At 66.3% G+C, this 20,543-nt stretch carries 17 protein-coding genes; 8 read left to right on the top strand and 9 right to left on the bottom strand.

Annotated elements, in window-relative coordinates; all coding sequences use genetic code 11:
• The first annotated feature begins 146 nt into the window (after positions 1-146).
• Positions 147-887: an FCD domain-containing protein gene (locus tag EB836_RS09615; protein WP_205683344.1), complete on the top strand. Its 741-nt coding sequence runs from the start codon at positions 147-149 to the stop codon at positions 885-887.
• 7 nt (positions 888-894) lie between these two features.
• Here the strand turns inward: EB836_RS09615 and EB836_RS09610 are convergent, their stop codons facing one another.
• Positions 895-4,572: an efflux RND transporter permease subunit gene (locus tag EB836_RS09610; protein WP_240689789.1), complete on the bottom strand. Its 3,678-nt coding sequence runs from the start codon at positions 4,570-4,572 to the stop codon at positions 895-897.
• Positions 4,573-4,906: 334 nt separating this feature from the next.
• Positions 4,907-6,121, bottom strand: a complete 1,215-nt coding sequence (locus EB836_RS09605) for a CobW family GTP-binding protein (protein WP_135539830.1) — start codon at positions 6,119-6,121, stop codon at positions 4,907-4,909.
• A gap of 209 nt (positions 6,122-6,330) precedes the next feature.
• Here EB836_RS09605 and EB836_RS09600 point away from each other — a divergent pair, with 209 nt between their 5' ends.
• Positions 6,331-6,738, top strand: a complete 408-nt coding sequence (locus EB836_RS09600) for a transcriptional repressor (protein ID WP_135539828.1) — start codon at positions 6,331-6,333, stop codon at positions 6,736-6,738.
• A gap of 6 nt (positions 6,739-6,744) precedes the next feature.
• On the opposite strand, the gene EB836_RS09595 is transcribed toward EB836_RS09600, so the two are convergent.
• The gene (locus tag EB836_RS09595; protein ID WP_167854416.1) at positions 6,745-7,758 is read right to left on the bottom strand and encodes a GTP-binding protein; all 1,014 of its coding nucleotides are present in this window, start codon (positions 7,756-7,758) and stop codon (positions 6,745-6,747) included.
• A gap of 69 nt (positions 7,759-7,827) precedes the next feature.
• Between EB836_RS09595 and ykgO the strand changes: the two genes are divergently transcribed.
• Positions 7,828-7,950: a type B 50S ribosomal protein L36 gene (gene ykgO, locus EB836_RS09590; RefSeq protein WP_039212194.1), complete on the top strand. Its 123-nt coding sequence runs from the start codon at positions 7,828-7,830 to the stop codon at positions 7,948-7,950.
• A 25-nt stretch (positions 7,951-7,975) separates the two neighbouring features.
• On the opposite strand, the gene EB836_RS09585 is transcribed toward ykgO, so the two are convergent.
• Positions 7,976-8,629: a GntR family transcriptional regulator gene (locus EB836_RS09585; protein ID WP_167854415.1), complete on the bottom strand. Its 654-nt coding sequence runs from the start codon at positions 8,627-8,629 to the stop codon at positions 7,976-7,978.
• Between the two features lie 416 nt (positions 8,630-9,045).
• On the opposite strand from EB836_RS09585, the gene EB836_RS09580 reads away from it, so the two are divergent.
• Positions 9,046-10,716 (top strand): APC family permease, encoded by a 1,671-nt coding sequence (locus EB836_RS09580; protein WP_205683343.1) that lies wholly within the window; start codon positions 9,046-9,048, stop codon positions 10,714-10,716.
• Between the two features lie 64 nt (positions 10,717-10,780).
• Here the strand turns inward: EB836_RS09580 and EB836_RS09575 are convergent, their stop codons facing one another.
• Positions 10,781-11,434, bottom strand: coding sequence for an NTP transferase domain-containing protein (locus EB836_RS09575; RefSeq protein ID WP_135539823.1), 654 nt, complete (start codon positions 11,432-11,434; stop codon positions 10,781-10,783).
• A 120-nt stretch (positions 11,435-11,554) separates the two neighbouring features.
• On the opposite strand from EB836_RS09575, the gene EB836_RS09570 reads away from it, so the two are divergent.
• Positions 11,555-13,279, top strand: a complete 1,725-nt coding sequence (locus tag EB836_RS09570) for an amidase (protein ID WP_135539821.1) — start codon at positions 11,555-11,557, stop codon at positions 13,277-13,279.
• 66 nt (positions 13,280-13,345) lie between these two features.
• Here EB836_RS09570 and EB836_RS09565 read toward each other — a convergent pair whose 3' ends face one another.
• From EB836_RS09565 to EB836_RS09555, 3 genes are all read right to left on the bottom strand, one after another.
• Positions 13,346-13,963 carry a TetR family transcriptional regulator gene (locus EB836_RS09565; RefSeq protein ID WP_167854414.1) on the bottom strand — a complete coding sequence of 206 codons (618 nt, stop codon included), beginning with the start codon at positions 13,961-13,963 and terminating at the stop codon, positions 13,346-13,348.
• 73 nt (positions 13,964-14,036) lie between these two features.
• Positions 14,037-15,251: a glycosyltransferase gene (locus tag EB836_RS09560; RefSeq protein WP_135539817.1), complete on the bottom strand. Its 1,215-nt coding sequence runs from the start codon at positions 15,249-15,251 to the stop codon at positions 14,037-14,039.
• Between the two features lie 95 nt (positions 15,252-15,346).
• Positions 15,347-16,078, bottom strand: coding sequence for a DUF998 domain-containing protein (locus EB836_RS09555; RefSeq protein WP_167854413.1), 732 nt, complete (start codon positions 16,076-16,078; stop codon positions 15,347-15,349).
• A 102-nt stretch (positions 16,079-16,180) separates the two neighbouring features.
• Here EB836_RS09555 and EB836_RS09550 point away from each other — a divergent pair, with 102 nt between their 5' ends.
• The 3 genes from EB836_RS09550 (at position 16,181) to EB836_RS09540 (ending at position 18,289) form a co-directional block, all read left to right on the top strand.
• A complete protein-coding gene (locus EB836_RS09550; protein ID WP_135539812.1) occupies positions 16,181-16,954 on the top strand; it encodes an isocitrate lyase/phosphoenolpyruvate mutase family protein in 774 nt (257 codons plus the stop codon).
• Between the two features lie 76 nt (positions 16,955-17,030).
• Positions 17,031-17,792 carry a VOC family protein gene (locus EB836_RS09545; protein WP_135539810.1) on the top strand — a complete coding sequence of 254 codons (762 nt, stop codon included), beginning with the start codon at positions 17,031-17,033 and terminating at the stop codon, positions 17,790-17,792.
• Complete coding sequence (locus EB836_RS09540) at positions 17,789-18,289, top strand: hypothetical protein (RefSeq protein ID WP_205683342.1); 501 nt, start codon at positions 17,789-17,791, stop codon at positions 18,287-18,289. The genes EB836_RS09545 and EB836_RS09540 overlap by 4 nt, the downstream gene beginning before the upstream one ends.
• A 72-nt stretch (positions 18,290-18,361) precedes the next feature.
• Here the strand turns inward: EB836_RS09540 and EB836_RS09535 are convergent, their stop codons facing one another.
• Complete coding sequence (locus EB836_RS09535) at positions 18,362-20,491, bottom strand: RecQ family ATP-dependent DNA helicase (RefSeq protein ID WP_135539808.1); 2,130 nt, start codon at positions 20,489-20,491, stop codon at positions 18,362-18,364.
• Positions 20,492-20,543: the final 52 nt, after the last annotated feature.

Below are 20,543 nucleotides of genomic sequence, written 5' to 3'. Positions count from 1 at the left end.
ATCTGCGTCAAGCACGCGTTCCGGAGTTCCTCGCCGAGGCTGCCGGGCGGTGCCGCAGATTCATACAGAGCGGCGACGGCACAGGCACAAGCAGAACACTGACAAAAGAAGAGACATGACATGATGATCCGATGGAGGAGGAGACCATGAGCGAGGACAAGGGCGCAACGTGGAAGCCCGTGAACCGGCCGAGCACCTATGAGCTCGTCATCGACGCCATCGAAGAGCGGATCATGGCCGGCTCGCTCACTGTCGGCGACCCCCTGCCTGCCGAACGCGATCTGGCGACGAAGCTCGGAGTCAGCCGGGCCAGCGTCCGCGAGGCCCTGCGAGTGCTCGAGAGCCTCGGGGTCGTCCGCTCCTCGGGCGGGTCGGGCCGCGGTGCGGGAACCTTCATCGCCGCGATGCCCTCGGCTGCGCTCACCCGCTTCCTCCGCCTCCACGTCGCTCTGGCGAACTTCAGCATCGACGATGTAACCGAGACGCGCATCCAACTCGAGCGCTCGAGCTCGATCCTCGCGGCCACCCGTGCTGACAAGGATTCGCTGGCTGCGATCAATGCCCAGCTCGCCATGATGGACACCCCCGGCATCAGCATCGACGTCTTCAACGACGCGGACACGGCGTTTCACGTCGCCATCGCCCAGGCGGCCGGCAATCAGCTGTTCTCCGATCTGACGGGGGCGATCCGCACCTCCCTGCGCACGTCGATCTTCGCCTCTTTCAACCGAATCGCCGAACCGCAGACGCTCATGTCCCGACTGCAGGCACAGCACCATCAGATCCTGGAAGCCATCATCGCCGGCGACACGGAGGAGGCGGCACGGGTGACCGAGGAGCACATCCGCTTCGCCGCCTCAGCGCTCCCCGGGCTCACAGAGGCCTGATCGAAGCTCACTCCTCATCGGGACGCAGGCCCACCTCGGCTGCCTCCGCTTCGATCCTCGCCTCATCGTCGGCCCGCTTTTTCGCACGCTTCTCCTCGCGGCGCGTCGCCCGGATCTCCTTGCGTCGCTCGACGAGGAGGTAGAGGGCGGGGACGAGGATGAGGGTGAGGACCGTCGATGAGGTGAGGCCACCGATGACGACGATGGCCAGCGGCTGCGAAATGAAGACTCCCCCACCGGTGAGACCCAGCGACATCGGCACGAGGGCAAAGATCGTCGCGGCAGCGGTCATGAGGATCGGGCGCAGGCGCAGCCTGGTGCCGTGGACGATCGCGTCCATGAGCTCCAAGCCGTCCTCACGCAGTTTGTTGATGAGGTCGATGAGCACGATCGCATTCGTCACGACGATGCCGATGAGCATGAGCAGACCGATGAGCGAGGGAATTCCCAAGGGGGTGCCGGTCGCCAGCAGGAGCAGCACGGCTCCGGTCGCGGCGAATGGGATCGACACCAGCAGGACGAGCGGCTGGACGAAGCTGCGGAAGGTCGCGATCATCACGAGGAACACGAGCACGATCGCCACAGCCATGGCCGCCCCGAGCTGGCCGAAGGACTCCGCCTGCTCCTGGCTGGCTCCGCCGACGTCGAAGCTGACGCCGTCGGGCAGATCCATGGTCCCGGTCAGTTCGGCGGCCGCAGCGGTGACCGTCTCCAACTGTCCGTCGCCCGGGGTCGCGAACACCGTGACCTTCCGATCCCCGTCGGCGCGGTCGATCGTGGCCGGAGTCTCGGCCCTCTTCACTTTAGCGATCTCATCGACGGTGATCGATTCGCCCTTGATGTCGGGAATGGCGGCCTGCTCATCGGCGAGGCGCTCTTCCTCATCCTGATTCTGCTCCTGTTCACGCTGGCCGTCGACGAGGTCATCGATCGCGTCGTTGGCTTCCTTAAGCCCTTTCTCCGCCTGGTCGACGCCCTCACGGGCCTGCTCCACCTGGTCGGCCGCCATTTCATCCGGGCTCGGCGCAGGAGGCGGATTCTCGGCATCTCGCAACGCTTTGCGGGCCTCTTCGAGCTGCTCGGCGGCATCGTCACGGGCTGTTCGGGCCGATTCGAGCTGCTCTGCCGATTCGTCGGCGGCCTCACGTTTGGCCTCGTCGGCGCGGGCTTCGGTCTTCTCCTCGACCCTGTCGGTGGCTTCTTCTTGCGCGTTCTGCGTCTGCACCTCGGTGACGGGCAGTTCGAGGGCGCGGATCTCGTCCGGGGTCGCATCCGGGTGGGTCGGGGCGAGGAAGATGTCGCGTTCCTTGCCTTCCAGCGTCAGCGTTCCCGCATCGGTGCCGTGCAGGGCTGCGGCGATGGCCTGGCCGACTTCGGCCTGATTGTAACCGTAGTCGGCGGCCTTCTCTCGGTCGACGTCGATTTCAATGACAGGCTGCTCGGCGGCGAGGTCGTTGCGGGCGGTTTGGACTCCGTCCGTGTCCGCCATCCTCTTCGTCACCTCGTCGGCGGCATTGTGCAGTGAACGCAAGTCGGTGCCCGAGAGTGTGACTTCGACGTCTTCGCTGACGGATCCGCCGGCGTCCTGGACGTCGATGTCTCCGGCGTCGTCTCCGAGGTCGTCGAGCTGGGCCCGGATGCGGTTCGTCGCGACCTCGGCCTCGGAATCCTCGACAAGGGTGATGTTGAACTGGTTCTCGGCTCCGGCTTCCGGACCGTTGACCGTCGTCGAGTACGTCTCGACGTCCGGGTCGTCGGCGAGGACGGCTTCGATGCGCTTCGCGGCCTTGTCTCCAGCCTCGAGAGAAGCGCCCGCAGGCAGGGTCTGAGTGATGTAGAGGGAGTTGGCTCCGGCCGAACCCAGAAGGTCGGTCTTGAGGAAAGTCGCTCCCATCATCGTGACGATGAAGATGACGACAGAGAAGATGATGGTCCGCCAGGGGTGGTGCAGTGCGGAGAGAATCGCGGGCAGGCTGCGCTGCTGGAGTCGGTCGACTCTGCCGGAAGCCTCTCCATCGCCTGGTGCCGGGGAGACAACGGGTTCGACGCTCACATCCGGCAGGAGGTCTTTGCCTTTGGCTGCTCGTTTGGCGTTCTTCTTCTGGATCGTTCTCTGGCGGCGTTCGGCACGCGCCACGGAGCGCCTGTGCTGCCTGGCGGCCCAGAGTTCAAAGCTGCGGTCGGTTGCGACCTGACGCTTGGGTGAGAGCGGTTTGGGGCTGCGGCGCAGCACCCAGTAGCTGAAGACCGGGACGATCGTCAACGCGACGATGAGGGAGGCGAGCAGCGCCAGGGAGACGGTGACGGAGAAAGGGCGGAAGAGCTGTCCGGCGATGCCGTCGACGAAGGCGATGGGCAGGAACACCGCGACGGTGGTCAGGGTCGAGGCTGTGATGGCTCCGGCGACCTGTCTGACGCTGGCCACGATGTCCTCAATCGTCAGGTCGGTCGTTCCCTGGCGCCTCCTGATGTTCTCGATGACGACAATGGAGTCGTCAACGACTCGTCCGACGGCGATCGTCAGGGCGCCTAAGGTGAGGATGTTGAGGGTGTAATCGCCGACCATCAGCCCGATCATCGCGATGAGCAGCGACATCGGGATCGAGATCGCGGCGACGATGGTCGAGCGGAAGGAGCCGAGGAAGGCGAGGATGACGAAGATCGCGAAGATCAGGCCGAGTCCGCCTTCGACGGAAAGGTCATGGATCGACTTCTCGATCTCCGGTGCCTGGTCGAAGATCGTGGAGAACTCCGTATCTTCTCCGAGCTTCGGGCCCACTCGATCCAGAGTGTCTGCGACCTTATGGGAGACGTCGACGACATTGGCGTCCTGGTCCTTGGTCACCGATACGGTCACGGAGTCCTTGCCGTCGGCGCGGGACAAGGAGGTCTTCTCGATCGAGTCGAGGTCGACGTCGGCGACATCGCCGAGCAGCACGGTGCCGTCTTGGGTGCGCAGCGGCGTCTTCTCGATCTGTTTGACGGCGTCGACCTCGGTGCCGACCTCGACGGCTATCGAGGTGTCGCCCTGGCTGCTGCGACCGGCGGGGACGACGGTGCCGGCGGCTTCGAGTTCATCGGGGACCGAGGATTCGACGACGTTCTTGTCCGCCACGTCCCTGGGCCGGAAGGCGATGCTCACCCGCTGCTCGTCCTGGCCGGTGACCTCAACGTTCGAGACACCGTCGAGGGCGCGCAGTTCGGGGACGAGGTCGGCTTCGAGCCGGTCGCCGAGCGTCTTCGGATCTCCACCGGAGACGGCGAACATCGACACCGGGACGTCGTCCATCTGATAGGACAGAACCTCGACCTCGGCGTCGTCGGGAAGGCTCGCCTTCGCCCCGTCGACGGCGGAGCGGATCGAGTCGGTCATCTTCTCGGAGTCCTTGCCGAAGGGCCAGGTCACCTCGGCGGTCATCATTCCCGACGAGGTGGAGGTGGTGACCGATTCGAGTTCGCCTATCCCTTCGAGCGCGGTCTCCACAGGTTTCGTCACGGTCTCCTCGACGACCTCGGGGGAGGCACCGGGGACGGTCGCCTGCACCGAAGTGCTGGGCAGATCGACCGAGGGCATCGTCTCCTGATTGAGCGAGGTCGTCGCGACGATGCCGAAGACGGCGATCACGAGGGTGAGCAGTCCGACGATGAGGCGGTTCTTCAGACTCATCCGGGTGATCAGGGACACGGGTTCCTCCGGGTTCGGGGGTTGAGAAGGCACGGTTCGGACACAGTCGTCATGTGGCGGCATTGCCGAGGCAATGGTGCCCAGCGGCAGAGCCGAGCACCGACGAAGGCAACGCAGTCAGTATACCAAGCGAAACGCCTGAGCGGATCGCCCGAAAGTATTCACCGGTGTCCCCCAAAGGGATGATTTCTCGCTGTCGTTTCCGGTCGACCGATCAGCACGACCCGGTGGGGCACACTTCGACCTTAGGGGCGACGGATGCTTCTCGGCACGGGTGTTGACCTCCAGACCGCCCTCAGGAAATACGGAGGAGAACCGGAGGATTGCCTCTGGCTCAGCTGTGCAGACGCACGTGGTGGAGGAGCCGTTCGGCGCGTTCCGGGCTCGGCACCGCGGAGTTGTCGGCCCCGGGATTGAGCGCGGCGACGAGAGAGGAGCGAGCCGCCTCGGCGTCGAAGTCCTCACCGATGACGACGAGGACGCTGTCGGCATCCTGCGCGACCGCGTCCTGCGCTTCGGCGTCCTGCCGGTCACCGTCCCCCGCGGCCCCATCCGGATCCCGAGTCGTGGCAACGGGCCTGCCCGCCTCGGCGACGTAGACGTTCGGGCCGACCGCCTGCACTCCGAAGCGGCGCCGCCCGGACCCCACGGCCACCTGCACGGTTCCCTTCACGCGGTACACGCCCGGAGGCAGGTCCTCGACGAAGTCCATCACAGCATCGGGATCGGCGCATCCGCGCCCCGTGACGGTCACCGACCGCGCATGCCGGTGGGGCATGAGCTCTTCGGAGGCTCCGTCGTCTCCGGCCTGTTCGGCTGCGGCCTCGGCGTAGGCCTGACGCAGCAGCTCCCGGATCGGCAGTTCGGGTTGAGTCGTTTCGGTGCTCACTTCGCCGTCGCCTCGGCGGGATTCGGCAGACCTGCGGTCGCCCTCGCCCGGGTCGAAGATCAGGGTGGGATCGATGCGGGCATGACTCGTGCCGATGACGATGACGCGCGGGTTGCGCTGGTGGACGCGATCGCGGACGGCGGCAACCGCGGGGTCGCGGTCGCTCCCGGGGATCTCGTCGAGTTTGTTGACCACGACCAGGGTCGTGGCCGCGTAGCGCAGCGGCGGCAGGCTCGAGGTGTCGACGGTCTTGAAGTGCATGGTCGCGTCGACGACGTCGATGACCCCGCCGAGGTGGAACCGATGTTGGCCCATGCGCGTGATCATCCGGGCCAGGGTCAGGGGTTCGGCGAATCCGCTGGCTTCGAGGATGATCGCATCCAGGCGCAGCTTCGGGTTCGTCATCGCCACGAGAGCGTCCTCGAGCTCCGAGTCGTCGGTCAGACAGCACACGCATCCACCGGCGATCGACAGCGGTTCGTCGACCTGACCGACGACGAGGCCGGCGTCGATGTTGAGATCGCCGAAGTCATTGACGATGACTCCGATGCGGGCGTCGGGGTGGCGCAGCAGATGGTTGAGCAGACTCGTCTTCCCGGCGCCGAGGTAGCCGGTGAGCAGGATGACCGGTATCGCCGGCCTGCGCTTGGCTCCGCCCATTTCGCCTCCCCTTCTCGCGGCGCTTCGTCTCGGTGTCGCCGCCGGTCGTCTTCTTCCCGCTCGGCGCCCGGCCGGTGGCCCCGCGGGAGTTCCGAACGACGACCCCGCGAGAGTTCCGAGCGTTAATGGTAACGTGTTTCATTACTTCTTCCGCATATGCACGCGCGTGCATATGCGTGTACCGTCGACCCGCCCGAGGAGGGTGTCCCATGGCGTCTCCACCGAAGAAGCCGCGGAGCACCGCGCAGAAGGCCCTCATCCGCGCAGCCCTGGAGTCCGAAACCCGCTTCGTCTCGGCCAAGCAGCTGCACCGCCGCCTCGAGGACGAAGGCGCGAGCGTCGGCCTGGCCACGGTGTACCGCCAGCTCAATGCGCTCGGTCACAGCGGTGAGGCCGATACGATCACCGTCGCCGAGACTCAGCTCTTCCGCGCCTGCACGCAGACCGAGCATCACCATCATCTCGTCTGCGAGCGCTGCGGCACCGCCGTCGAGATCGACCCGCCGAGCGAGGACTGGATGCGCACGACTGCGGCCTCGAACGGATTCGAGATCACACACCATGTCTTCGAGATCTTCGGCCTGTGCGCCGAGTGCCGGGCGGCTGCCGCGGTGTAGACGCCGTCAGCTCCGGTGCGCGGTGTCCCAGGCGGGGAATTCGTCCGTGTACTCCAACCAGGCCATCGGTCCGGCCAGCAGTTCGGCATCGGTGAGCACCGCACGATCGAGCGCTTCGCACAGCCCCGCCTCGTCGAGGTCGAAGCCGATGACGGCAAGCTCCTGTCCCCACGCGAGCAGCTCAGCCCCAGCACCGACAAACGGGCCCGCCGACAGCGGCGTCAGCCTCAGCAGGCTTCCGGCCTGGTCCCAATGCGCGCTGACATAGGGCCGGGACGCCAGTCTGGCGAATCCGGCAGAGCGCACGATTCGGCCCCAGCGGCCTTCGCCGAGTGCGGCAGTGAGCACCGCCTGCAGGCGCTGCGGGTGGAACGGGCGCGCCTGCTCGTAGCGGCAGGCCCCGACGCCTCCCGTATGGGCAGGCGGCCGAAACTCCGCGTTGAGGATCGCCGTCCACCCGGCCGCCGGAGGTCGCCCGCCGAAGTCCCAGCGCTCCGGGGCATGCACGGCGTCTGCCTCGGCGATGAACTGCCTGGCCTCCGGCGCCAGGTGCCCGACCAGACCGAGGGCGGCGGCGAAGCCGGCGAAGTCGATCCGCTCTCCGGGCTCGAGCAGGACGAGCGTGGAGGCGAATTCGACCTGATCGACGAGCAGCGCGGCACGGTCTTCGCAGCCCAGATCGGCAGGCAGGCACACGAGGTCGAGCACACACACGAGATCGGTCAGGACGGCCCGGGACTCCGGGGCACTCAGGGCGCCGATGATCTCCGCACAGCTCGTCTCATCGTCGTACTCGAGCACGAAGCCGCGCACACTCGGCGTCATCGCAACCAGGGCGACGAGGCGGTCGATGACCTCGATGCCCTGCACGGTCTGTTCCGCGGGAACGAACACATAATCGCGCGCTCCCGCCAGCGCCATCGCATATCGCCGTCGCTCCGCGGCGCAGAGACCGACGACCGCGATCGCTTCGATCTCACCGGCCACCGGTGCTCGCGCACTCTCGAATGAGTCCTGCATTCGCTTCCCTTCGTCTGAGACCATAGTATTACTGTTAATGATACTCGTTTTCACTAAGGAGTGACACTCATGAAGGTTCGACGTTCACTGCGGTCCCTGAAGTCCCAGCCCGGCTCTCAGGTCGTCCGTCGACGCGGACGCGTCTACGTCATCAACAAGAAGAATCCCCGATTCAAAGCTCGACAGGGCTGAGTCGGCCCCGTCCCGAGCGGACGGTTCAGCCTCGCTCGAACAGCTGCGGATCGGCTTCGACGAGTCGGCGGGTGTGGCGGATATGGGAAGCCATGGCCGCCTCGGCGGATTCGATATCTTCGATCTCGATCGCGCGCAGGATCATCCGATGCTCGGCGAAGATGTCGGTCTTGCGTCGGTGCACATCGGCGGTCAGCAGCCGCCTGCGGTAGTAGTGACTGAGGTTCCACAGGTGGTCGACGGTCTCGCTCAGCCGTGCCGCATCGGGCACGGCCATGATCGCGCGGTGGAAGTCGCGGTCGCGTTCGAGGAACTCACCGGCCGATGTCGCGGACTCGACCGCCTCGGCGAGGTGGACGAAATCCGCCATCGCCTCCGGGGCATGCAGGGGGATCGCCATCGACAGCAGCAGCGGCTCGAGGCGTTCGCGCATGAGGTAGACCTCGCGGCACTCCTCGAGGCTGAGTTCGGTCACCCACGCCCCCGTCGACGGCACCAGCGTGATCAGTCCGGCGGCGGCGAGGCTGCGCAGGGCCTCACGGATGGGGATCCGGCTGACGCCGAACTCATCGGCGATCTCCTCCTGCCGGATGCGCGCCCCCGGCGGCAGCTGACCGTCGATGATGCGCGCCCGCAGCTCTGCCGCGATCGCGGCACTGCGACCTGGATCGTGGGTCATCGCGCACTCCCTCCTGCGGATGAGATCCTTCGCGCTCGACCCCGACGTTCGGCGCGACGCGCCGAACGGGCGAAAAATCGCAACCCAATTGCAATCCGTCGCCATCACCCTACACAGCCGCCGATCTGCGCTGAGGGAAATCTGTGAGACTTTCCGCCGATCGGATCCAATCGACCCCTTCTCCTTGTCACTGCCATCCGCGATTCCGGCATCGATTCCGCCATTTCCCACGCGATTGGATCCAATCGCAGATCGCCGACTCCGCGACTCGGAAAACTGAGCATCGTCGCTGGTCATCTGGCGTATAAAGGTGCCCTCTCAAATGAGCCGCAAACGCTCTGACAGTGATTGACATCACCCACAGGGCGGCGCAGACTTCAACAGTCGAAAATGGTTTCGAAAACGAAGGGGCAAAGATGTCCACCATGAATCCCCCGACACCCGGAGCTGCGGCCTCCGGTGCCGGCAGACCGATGAAGGTCGACGTCCGCAGCGACAAGGGACTGAAGAGAGATATCGGAAAGATCGGCCTGCTGTTCACAGGGGTCGGCTCGATCATCGGTTCCGGCTGGCTCTTCGGAGCCTTCAACGCCTCGGTGATGGTCGGACCCGCCTCGTTGATCTCCTGGGCCCTGGGCGCGGTGATGATGATCTTCGTGGCACTCAACTACGCCGAACTCGGCGTGATGTTCCCCGTCGCCGGCGGTGTCATCCGCTTCCCGCACTTCTCGTTCGGATCCTTCGCCAGCTTCACCTCAGGCTGGATCACCTGGCTCTCCGTCGCGGCGACCGTGCCGATCGAGGTCATGGCGGCCGTGCAGTACGCTTCGAGCTATCTGCCCTGGCTCATGCACACCGTCGATGACGTCGCCGTCCTCACCGGCCCCGGCATCGCGGTGAGCATCGGGCTCATGCTCGTCTTCAGCATCATCAACCTCTACGGCGTCTCGCTGTTCGCCCGCTTCAACAACATCCTCGTGTGGTGGAAGCTCGTCGTCATCGTCCTCGTCATCGTCGTGTTCTTCGCACTGGCCTTCAACCCCGGCCACTTCACCTCACAGCAGTTCGGCGGCTTCGCGCCCAACGGAGTGAGCCCGATCCTCGCCGCCCTACCCGCCGCGGGCATCGTCTTCTCCTACCTCGGATTCCGGCAGGGCGTGGAGTTCGCAGGCGAGACGACGAACCCACAGAAGAACGTGCCTTTCGCCGTCGTCGGATCGATCCTCGTCACCGGAGCCATCTACATCCTCCTGCAGGCCGCTTTCATCGGCGCTCTGCCGACCGACCTGCTCAAGGACGGTTGGGCGAACCTCGCGTTCACCAACGATGCGGGCCCTCTGGCCGAGATCTCCCTGCTGCTGGGAGCGGTGTGGCTGGCCATCATCCTCTACGGTGATGCGATCATCTCCCCCGCCGACACCGGTCTGATCTACACCGCTCTGGCTCCACGCCTGTCGTACTCGCAGGCGAAGGTCGGCAACGCACCCCGCGCCCTGGCGAAGCTCAACAAGAACGGCGTGCCGTGGATCTCGCTGCTCATGGTCTTCGTCGTCTCGTGCATCATGTTCCTGCCGTTCCCGTCCTGGGCGAAGCTCGTCGGCTTCATCACCTCGGGCACGGTGCTCTCGTTCGCCACCGGCCCCGTCGTGGTGGCGGCACTGCGCCGTCAGCTACCCGAGCAGGATCGCCCCTTCAAGCTGCCCGGCGGTGATGCGCTGCCGATCATCGGGTTCGTCTGCGCGAACCTCATCGTCTACTGGACGGGGTGGGAGACGAACTGGAAGCTGTTCCTCGCCGTGGCCATCGGCTATGTCGTGATGATCGCCCACCACATCTTCGCCAAGGACAAGTCCCGCCTGCCGGATCTGAAGATGCGTTCGGGCTGGTGGATGCTGCTGTGGATGGTCGGGCTCGTCGTCCTCAGCTTCATCGGTCACTACGGCGGCGGCCTCGACCTCCTCGGCTTCATCGTCGGCGAGATCGTCACCGTGATCTTCTCGATCATCGTCTTCTACATCGGCATCGCCTGCCGCCTGAGTCCCGAAGAAGCCGTCGAGGCCGTCGAACAGACGCAGATCGACGGCTGAAGACCCTCGCCGAGGCGACCGTCGTGAGTCACGATGACCGCCGTCGCACGGTTCGCCGGAACATTCACTGCAGCCGAGTTCGAATCGCTTCGAGCTCGGCCGCGGTGTCGAAATCGCTCACCACGTCCGGGTCCACGTCGACCACGGTCGGTTCGAGACCGGAGAACAGGAGTCTGACCGCCCGGTCGGTGGGATCGCCGATGCCGTTGAGGCGACCGCGCAGCAGTTCGGATGGCCACGCCGCACACAAAAACTGCGTCTTCCCGCGATCATCTTTCGCAGTGGCCAGCCGTCCGGTTTCTCGACAGGCGTGGATGAGTCTGCCGAGGTGGCTCGCTGTAATCATCGGCATATCCCCGGCGAGGACGAGAATGATTTCGGAAGGCGACATCGCAGCCACGGCGGCCGCAATTCCTGCCAGCGGCCCGGCAAACGCGGGCTCCTCCCGCACTTCGTGAACGGTCGCCTTTTCTGCGGCCGACAGACCGCCCACGGGTCCGGCTACCCACACCTCGGAGCACGTGATCGAAACCTGACCGGAATCGGCGTCGCTACCCGCATCGCCGCTGGCCTCTGCAAGATGCCCCGTGTCAAGCCTGCGGATACTGTTGAGGATCCGTGAGATCGTCGACTTCCCGCCCACGTCGACCCCGGGTTTGTACTCGCCGCCGAAACGGCGGGAACGACCCCCAGTGAGAATGATTGCGTTGACCGTCATGCCTTGATCGTACCGAGCGTCGGCAACGGAATCCGCAGCCCATCACGACCGGATCGGCGCTACCCTGGGCAGGAACACACCCACATCGCGCACGCACCGTCGAGTGCCCGGAGGATGAACATGTCGAAGTTCGACGTCGTCGAAGCGTCCATCGCCGATCTGCGGTCGGCCCTTGAGGACGGCCGCACCACCTCGGTGGAGCTCGTCGAGGCCTATCAGGATCGGATCGCCGCATTCGACGGCCGGGATACCGGCACGAAGCTCAACTCCGTGATCGTTGCGAACCCCCAAGCGCTGACCGAGGCTGCCGCCTCCGACGAACGACGTACCGCCGGGACCACGCTCGGCCCCCTCGACGGGATTCCGTACACGGCGAAGGACAGCTACATGGTCGCCGGCCTCACGGTCGCGTCCGGGTCGCCGGCGTTCGCCGATCTGATCGCGCAGAAGGATGCGTTCACGATCGAACGCCTGCGCGCCGACGGTGCCATCTGCTTGGGCCTGACGAACATGCCGCCGATGGCCAACGGCGGCATGCAGCGCGGGCTCTACGGCCGCGCCGAGAGCCCGTACAGCGCGGACTGGCTGACCAGCGCATTCGCCTCGGGATCTTCGAACGGCTCGGGCACCGCCACAACCGCGAGCTTCGCGGCTTTCGGCCTCGGGGAAGAGACCTGGTCGTCCGGTCGGGCACCGGCTTCGCACAATGCGCTCATCGCCTACACGCCCTCGCGCGGGGTCATCAGCGTGCGCGGGAACTGGCCGCTCGTGCCGACCATGGACGTCGTGGTCCCCCACACCCGAACGATGGCTGATCTGCTCGAGGTCCTCGACGTCATCGTCGACGATGATGCCGAGACCCGCGGCGATTTCTGGCGCGTCCAACCCTGGGTGAGCATTCCGAAGGCGAGCGCTGTGCGCCCAGCCTCGTATGCCTCGCTGCTGCCGGAGTCAGCCGAGGAGGCCCGGTCGGTGCTCGCCGGTGCCCGCCTCGGAGTGCCGCGGATGTACATCAACGCCGATGACGAGGCCGGGACGAATCCGGACGGCGGGATCGGCGGGCCCACGGGACAGCGGGTCGTCACTCGTGCCTCGGTGATCGAGGCGTGGCAGGCCGCGCGGGCCGATTTCGAAGCCGCCGGCGCCGAGGTTGTCGAGACGGATTTCCCGGTCGTGAGCAATTACGAGGGCGACCGCCTCGGCGCTCCGACGATCAGGACTCGCGGACTCGTCTCACCTGAGTATCTCGATCGGGAGATCAACGACCTCTCCTCGTGGGCGTGGGACGATTTCCTCTCAGCAAATGGGGATCCGAATCTGCCCACGCTCGCCGAGGTCGACGGGGCGTTGATCTTCCCGCAGCCCGAGGGTGCGCTGCCCGACCGGTATTTCGGCTTCGACGACGATATCGCGACCTATCCGGAACAGGTGCGGGCCAATGGCTATGCGTCGCTGACGGAGATCCCGGAGCTCGAATCCGGTGTGCGCGGGCTCGAGGAGACTCGCCGTGTCGACCTCGAAGAGTGGATGGATGCCAACGGACTCGATGCCGTGGTCTTCCCGGCGATGGCCGATGTGGGACCGGCGGACATGGACGTCGATGAGGCCTCGGCTGATCTCGGGTGGCGCAACGGCACATGGGTGGCCAACGGCAACCTTGTGCCGCGTCATCTCGGCATCCCCTCGGTGACGGTGCCGATGGGCACGATGGCCGACACCGGCATTCCGGTGGGTCTGACGATCGCGGGCCGCGGCTGGGACGACACCGCGCTCATCAAGATCGCCGCGGCGTTCGAAGCCACGGGAGCGCGCCGGGAGGTGCCGCCGCGGACCCCGCGTCTGTGAGCGATCATGGCACGGTCGTGGGTGCCTGCGGCGACCGGTCATACGCGCATCGGGTCGCTCAGATCGTCAGGGATCTCTTCGGGTGTGCAGCTGCTCGCTGTCGAGAACTCCACACGTCGCCGCGAGGATGACGGTGAGTGCATGCGCGCGCTGGGCCTCGAAGTCCGGCCCATTGATCGTCTCGGAGTGATCGCCGGCGGCCTCGTCGCGATCGGCGTCTGGTTCACCCGGACGCGGGGCCAAGTCGGCGATCAGCGGCTGCGTCGCCGCAGCGCTGCGGGCGAACCCCGCGACGAGTTCGAAGAGCACTGCGATCGCCGAATACTTCTGGCCCCGGCCCGCCGGATGGGGCGTGAGCAGTGACATGGCTGTCTCGACGACGTCCACGGCCTGTGGGCCGAGCTTCGTCGGCAGGCCGCCCGCGGCGAGCCACGGATGTGCGAAGTGCAGCTCGAGGAGGCCGTGCGTGAAAGTCCGCAGATCGGTCTGCCAGTCTCCGGTCGCCGTGGCTTCGCCTCGTTCGGTCAGTGCGCTGTCGCGAACGAGGTTGACGAGTTCCTCTCGGTTCCTCACATGCCGGTACAGGGCCGCTGCAGCACTGTCGAGCTCAGCGGCCACGGCGCGCATGGTCACGGCTTCGAGTCCGCTGCGATCGGCCAGAGCGATCGCGGCTCGAACGATCACGGTCCGGTTCAACTTCGCCCGCCGGCCGATCCTGATGGCCGGCCCGACGTGCCTGTCCGTCGTTGCGCCCTCCTCAGCCATCACACATCGCTGCCCACCGGCGCAGCGGTGCCGTGCTGTCGCCGTCGTCGAGTCGGGCAGCGACCTGAGAGGCGCGCTGCCGGTACCCTGAGTCGCCGAGAACCTGCTCCACACCTGCAGACACCCCTTCTCCGCTCACGCGCTTTCCGGTGAGCGGGGTGACCGCGGTGCCGAGTTCGTGTGCGCGTCGCGCCCAGAAGAATTGGTCGGTGTGCTGCGGCAGCGGGACACTCGGGGTTTGGGCACGCAGACAGGCCGCGGTGATTCCGGCACCGGCCTGATGCACGACCGCCGCGACCTGCGGCAGCAGCCAGGAATGGGGCACATGGTCCGCGGCGAAGACTCGGTGCGGAGCCGCCTCGGCGAGGTTGCTGCCGCAGGCCCCCTGCACGATCACTCGGCGGTCGGTGGCCTCCGCGAAGTCAGTCACCGCCGAACTTCCGCCGGTATCGACGCTGCCCAAAGTGATGAGGACGGGTGCGGGCCCAGCAGCGAGGAAGTCGACGAGTCCGACCGCGGGTGTCCAGTCCTCATCCTCGACGGGCCACCAGAATCCGTCGAGGCTGAGGTTGCTCGGCCAGTCGTTGGGACGCGGCAGGACTGCAGGCGAGATGCCGTGGTGGATGGGCAGGCCGGCGCTCAGCCGTCGATGGGCGCCTGCACGGCGGCTCTCATCCGGCAGTCCCAGTTCCCTGCGCACATGAGCGACCGCTGTGTCGACGGGAGCGGGGAAGCGTCGGGCCAGGCGGCCGAAACCGCGGTTGAGGACGGGCCCGAGATCGAGGTTCGAAGCGATCATCGGCGGGTAGCCTCGACTCGGCTCGGCCGGTTGCAGCAGCGCCTCGGCCGAGGGCACATCCAACGCTTCGGCGATGTCGTGACCATACGGCGAAATCGGGTTCGCGATGACAGCCCCGAACCCACCGCCCGCTGCGGCGGCGAGCGCAGCGCGGGCATGGTCGAGCATGTAGTCCCGCAGGTGGGCAAGGTAACCGCGGGCTCCCGGAGCTTTGCCACCGGGCGGCCGCGGCGGTTCGAGGGGAACGGTGAACGATACGGATTCGCAGCCGGCGGCAGTCACGGACTGCTCGTAGTCGGCATGAGTGACGATCGTTGCCCGGTGCCCGTCGGCGATGAGTCCCGAGGCGATGCGGATAGCAGGCTCGACGTCGCCGCGGGAACCAGGCGCGAGGACAAGGATCTTCATGAGTCTCCTTTGCGAACATTGTTCACTAAGGATAGCTCAGTGATCGCTGCACAGGTTTTCGGGTTCGGACCCACGGGCCGCGGTGCTTCGACTTCTCAGCGTCCTTCTGCCAGTTCACGTCGCCTCTTCGCGGCATCGCGCAGCTGCTTCCACCCGGTGAGGACGAACCAGACGAAGAACGGGTAGGCAGCGACCCTCTCGATGATGCCGACCGGCAGATTCCAGCTCTCGGGTGCGGCCATGAGCAGGGTTCCGGCGAACCCGAGTGCGCCGAAGCCGACGGTGAGTCCACCGAATTCGGCAGGCCCGATCCACCTCTTCTCCGGCCACCTCGACATCGCGATGCCGGCGGCCAGCAGCCCGAGGTTCTGCACCGCGGCACCACCGAAGCCGAAGACCGCATGCAGGGTGGGGTCGATGTCGGCGGGGACCATCCCGGTTCCGACCAGCAGCATCCCGCCCCCGGCGAGGAGGAAGGAACCGCACCTGCCCCAGACCGTCGGCGCGATCCAGTCGTGCCAGACCAAAGCGATGACCGCGAGGATCGATCCGCCGAGGATGGAGGATCCGTTGACGAGCGGGTGCGCAGGCGAACACACCTCGATCGGGGCGTCGGCGACGGACCATTCCCCGCACCCTGTCACGCCCAGGTGGCTGATCGACTGCCGAACGAACGAATAGGTGCCCTCGGACAGAAGTGCCGCGGGGATTTCGATGAGGATGACGAGCAGACCGGCAAGCACAGCGAGGAGCGCCCATACCCGCTCAGGTTTGGGCGAAACGCGGATGATGCCCGAACCGACCACCTCGGCCCCTCTGTGAGACAACCTCAGATGTCGTTCACGGTATCACCGCCCGAGTCTGAAACCTTCTGGTGAACCGCTGAGAACCCTGGCGTGTCGGGCCCGCGAAGTGGAACAGTATTGTCCATGGTCGATTACACGGTTCTTGCCGAACGCGCCTTCACCCTGCTGCAGGGACACCATCAGGACGAGCCTCTCGTACTGCCGACCGTCTGGGATGCCTGGTCGGCACGCGCCATGGTCGACGTCGGCTTCAACGCCTTGAGCATCGGTTCGCACCCGCTGGCCGATTCTCTCGGCCATGCCGATGGGGAGAACATGACCCTCGAGCAGGCGCTCGAAGGAATCTCGAGGATCACCTCGGCGGTGGACGTTCCCGTCACCGCGGATCTCGAATCCGGCTATGACACCCCGGCTCCCGAACTCATCGCCGGGCTCCTCGAAGCCGGTGCCGTCGGGGTGAATATCGAAGACACGATCCACAGTCGGGGCAGCATGCGCAGTCCCGACGAGCATGCTGCCTACATCTGGAGCCTCCGGCAGGCCGCCGAAGCTCAGCGGGTCCACGTCGTCATCAACGCGCGGACCGACGTGTTCAAATTTCCCGGCGATTTCGATGACCCCACCGCCGAGGCTGTCCGTCGTCTCCGTCTGTGCACCGAGGCGGGCGCGGACTCCGTCTACCCCGTCCGCCTGCCCGATGTCGGCACCCTCAAATCGATCCTCGCCCAGGTCACTCTGCCGTTGAACGTCACCGCTCATCCGATCAAGGGAGCAGTCCCCGAGGAGCTCGACCTCGGCCAGCTCACCGAACTCGGGGTGGGACGCGTGACCTTCGGTCCGCTGCTGCAAGCGGCGCTGACCGACTGCTTCGACGATTTCACCCGCTCCTGGCAATAGGATCCCCGCACTCCCACCTCGTCCACTCGGGCCGCTGTCGTCCCCTGAAGAGAATCCACCCGATAGAGGAGATGCAATGCCGCTCAATCCCCGTGAAGGCCAGCCGATCTGGATTGACTATGTCTGCCAGGACTTCGAGGCCGCCCAGAACTTCTACAACCAGCTCTTCGGCTGGGAATTCACCGACCAGGGCCCCGACTTCGGGCATTACACCATGATCACGAAGGACGGCAATGCCGTCGGCGGCGGCATGCAGGCGATGAACATGGACGGCACCCCGAGCCCGGAGATGCCCACCGCGTGGTCGACCTACCTGCATACTGCCGACATCGCCGGAGTCCACAAGGCCGCGCTGGCCGCCGGTGCCGCGAATGTCGTCGGTCCGATGCCCGTCGGCCCGCTCGGAGAGATGGCCGTTGTCGTCGACCCGACGGGATCGCCCATCGGCATGTGGCAGCCCGGCGAGTTCTCCGGCTTCGACACTCCGCTCACCCCGGGCACGCCGGTGTGGTTCGAGCTCATGACGACGAACTACCAGGCCGCGAACGAGTTCTACGGCACGGTCTTCTCCTTCGACATCACCCCGATGGAGGGGTTCCCCTACTCAACGCACGGCGACGGAGATGATGCCGTGGCCGGAATCTGCGATGCCAGCGAGTGGGCGCGGAATTCCCACTGGCGCACCTACTTCAACGTCGAAGACGCCGATGCGGCGGCAGCGAAGGTGACCGAGCTCGGCGGCAAGGTGCTCGCCGGTCCCGAAGACTCCCCGTACGGTCGCATCGTCACGGTCACGGATCCGGAAGGGGCGACGTTCCAGCTGCAGCAGAACCCGTGACCGGCCACGAGACCGCGGTCGCAGTACGTTTCGGGCCGCTGCGGAAACGGCTCCTCAGCCTCGGGGTCGGGGAGATCGTCGCCGCGGCGGTCTTTGCCGCAGTGCCGTCGAATCTCGCGTTCGTCGCCGCCGACGGCGCCGAGGCGGCACTGTGGTTCGCTGTGGCTCCACTGCTGTCCGTCCTCGTTCAGGGCGGCGTCTATTGGTTGCTTGCCCGGAAACACCTGCCCGCCACGATTCCGCCCCATTTCGCTCGAATCTATCGAGGACTGCGGGTTCTCGATCCGATCGTGATTCTCGGCTGCGGCATCGGCGTCGTTGCCACCTGGCCCGGACCCAGCCTCAGTGCCGTCCTCGTCGTGTTCGTCTGGCTGTTCGCGGCGGCCGAGTACATCAACTACTTCCACATCCGCCTGGCATATCCGTGGCCGGTATGGGTCGGACGGGTCGGACGCAGGTCGACGCCGAGGCTGGTCAGGGACCTCCGCGCGGTCTGAGCCCGCAGGGTGCCGAAGCCAGTGTCCTCAGGACCTCGGCACCACCCCGTCAGCCCCGCAGACCCACCCGCATCAGGCCCGCAGCGCGAGCGCGAATGGCAGCACCGAGGTGGCTCCCGCCCTGCGCAGCAAGCGTGCGCAGACCGTCATCGTCCACCGAGAGACGACCTCGTCATCGACGAGCAGCACCGACTTCCCGGCCACGGCCTCTTCGACCTCGGGCGGGACGACGAAGGCCTCATAGAGGTCTTTGACTCGGAAGGCGCTGTTGACGTCCGGGGTGCCGTGGTCGCCGATCTGAAGCAGTTCACCCCCGTCGGCGAGACGACCGGCCGCAGCGAGATTCTCAGCCAAGGACCGAACGGTCACGGGGCGACGGCCGCTCGGAATCGAGACGACTACCTCGGGGCGAGAATTCCAATCCCACTGAGCAAGCACTTCAAGGCACCACTTGCCGATCTGCCCGGGGACCTCGACATCGGGAGCATCGGAGGCGAGGAATGACCGCAGCGTCTGCCCCTGCCCGAGGTCGGACAGGCGGGCGATCGCACGCCCTTCCTCGGCGAGTTCTTCCGCGGGGATCCGGCCCTTGAGAGGCACGCCGATATTGGCCAACCCGCTGGGCCACGTACTGCGCGGTTCGATGGGCAAGCCGATCTTGTGGAGGTTCCCGGCCGCAGCCTGACGCTGCTCGTCGGAGATCTCAGCGGAGAACCACACACCGGCGCAGTTGTCGCAGCGCCCGCATGGCTGCGGGTCGGGATCGTCGAGCTGCCGGATGAGGAACTCCATCCGGCATTGACCGGTCGCTTCGTAGTCGAGCATGGCCCGGGCCTCTTCGGCGCGGACGGCCGCGACCTTTTCGTATCGCTCCCGGTCATAGGCCCAGCCCATCCCGGTGGAGACGTACCCACCGCGGACCTTGGACACGGCGTCTTCGACTTCGAGGGTCTTGAGCAGCAGATTCAGACGGGACCTCTTGGTTCCGACCAGCGTCTCCAAGCGGGCCACGGACAGGGGGCCGTCCGCCTCGGCGAGGGCCGCGAGCACAGCATTCGCGTCGTTCTGGTTCGGCATCGATGCGGTGGCGAAATACTCCCAGATCTGTTCGTCTTCGGCACCGGGCAGCAGGAGCACATCGGCGGAGTCCGTAGCGCGGCCGGCACGACCGACCTGCTGGTAATAGGCCACGGCCGAGGACGGTGCCCCGATGTGGATGACGAAACCGAGGTCGGGTTTGTCGAAGCCCATGCCCAGCGCCGAGGTGGCCACCAGCGCCTTGAGGCGGTTGTCCTTGAGCTGCTGTTCGAGTTCGGCACGTTCTTCGGCATCGGTCCGGCCCGTATAAGCGCGGACCTCGTGGCCCTGCTCGCGCAGCATCCGGGTGATGTCCTCGGCGGCGGAGACGGTGAGGGTGTAGACGATGCCGGAGCCGGTGAAGTCACCCAGGTGTGAGGCCAACCAGGCGATGCGGGCACTGGCGTCGAGTCCGGGCAGGACCCCGAGCCGCAGCGAGTCGCGGGCGAGTTCGCCGCGGACGACGGTGGTGTCGTCGCCGAGCTGTTCGGCGACGTCGGCGACGACCCGGGAGTTCGCGGTCGCGGTCGTCGCGAGCACCGGGGTGTTCGTCGGCAGTTCGGACAGGATCCGGCCGATGCGGCGGTAGTCGGGGCGGAAGTCATGCCCCCAGTCGGAGATGCAGTGGGCTTCGTCGACGACGATGAGGCCGAGGAAGGACAGCAGCTGCGGCAGCACCTCGTCGCGGAACTGCGGGTTGTTCAGCCGCTCCGGGGAGACGAGGAGGACATCGAGGCTGCCGGCTCTGAGGTCCTCGAGCACGGAGTCCCACTCGGTGACGTTCGAGGAATTGAGACTGGCGGCACGGACACCGGCACGCTCGGCAGCGGCGATCTGGTCGCGCATGAGCGCCAACAGCGGCGAGATGATGAGGCTGGGTCCGGTGCCGGAGGCCCGGAGCATGCGGGTGGCGACGAAGTACACAGCCGACTTGCCCCACCCCGTGCGCTGGACGACGAGCACGCGTTTCTTGCCCTGGACGAGGTCACGGATCGACTCGAGCTGACCGTCGCGGAACTGCGCGCTCGGGTCTGCGGTCAGCTCGGCGAGGATCCGCTGAGCGGAGGCGGCGAAGTCGTCGGGAGTTGCCGAAACGGGCGGGGACGTCGGGATGCTTTCCGTCATGGGGCCAGTCTAGGTGGAGGCACTGACGCGACCCGGCCGGAGGCCCCGTCCT

This window comes from Brevibacterium sp. S111, from assembly GCF_004745075.1.
Lineage (GTDB): Bacteria > Actinomycetota > Actinomycetes > Actinomycetales > Brevibacteriaceae > Brevibacterium.
The sequence above is the reverse complement of the archived record's forward strand: the minus strand, read 5'-3'. Positions and strand labels throughout refer to the sequence as shown.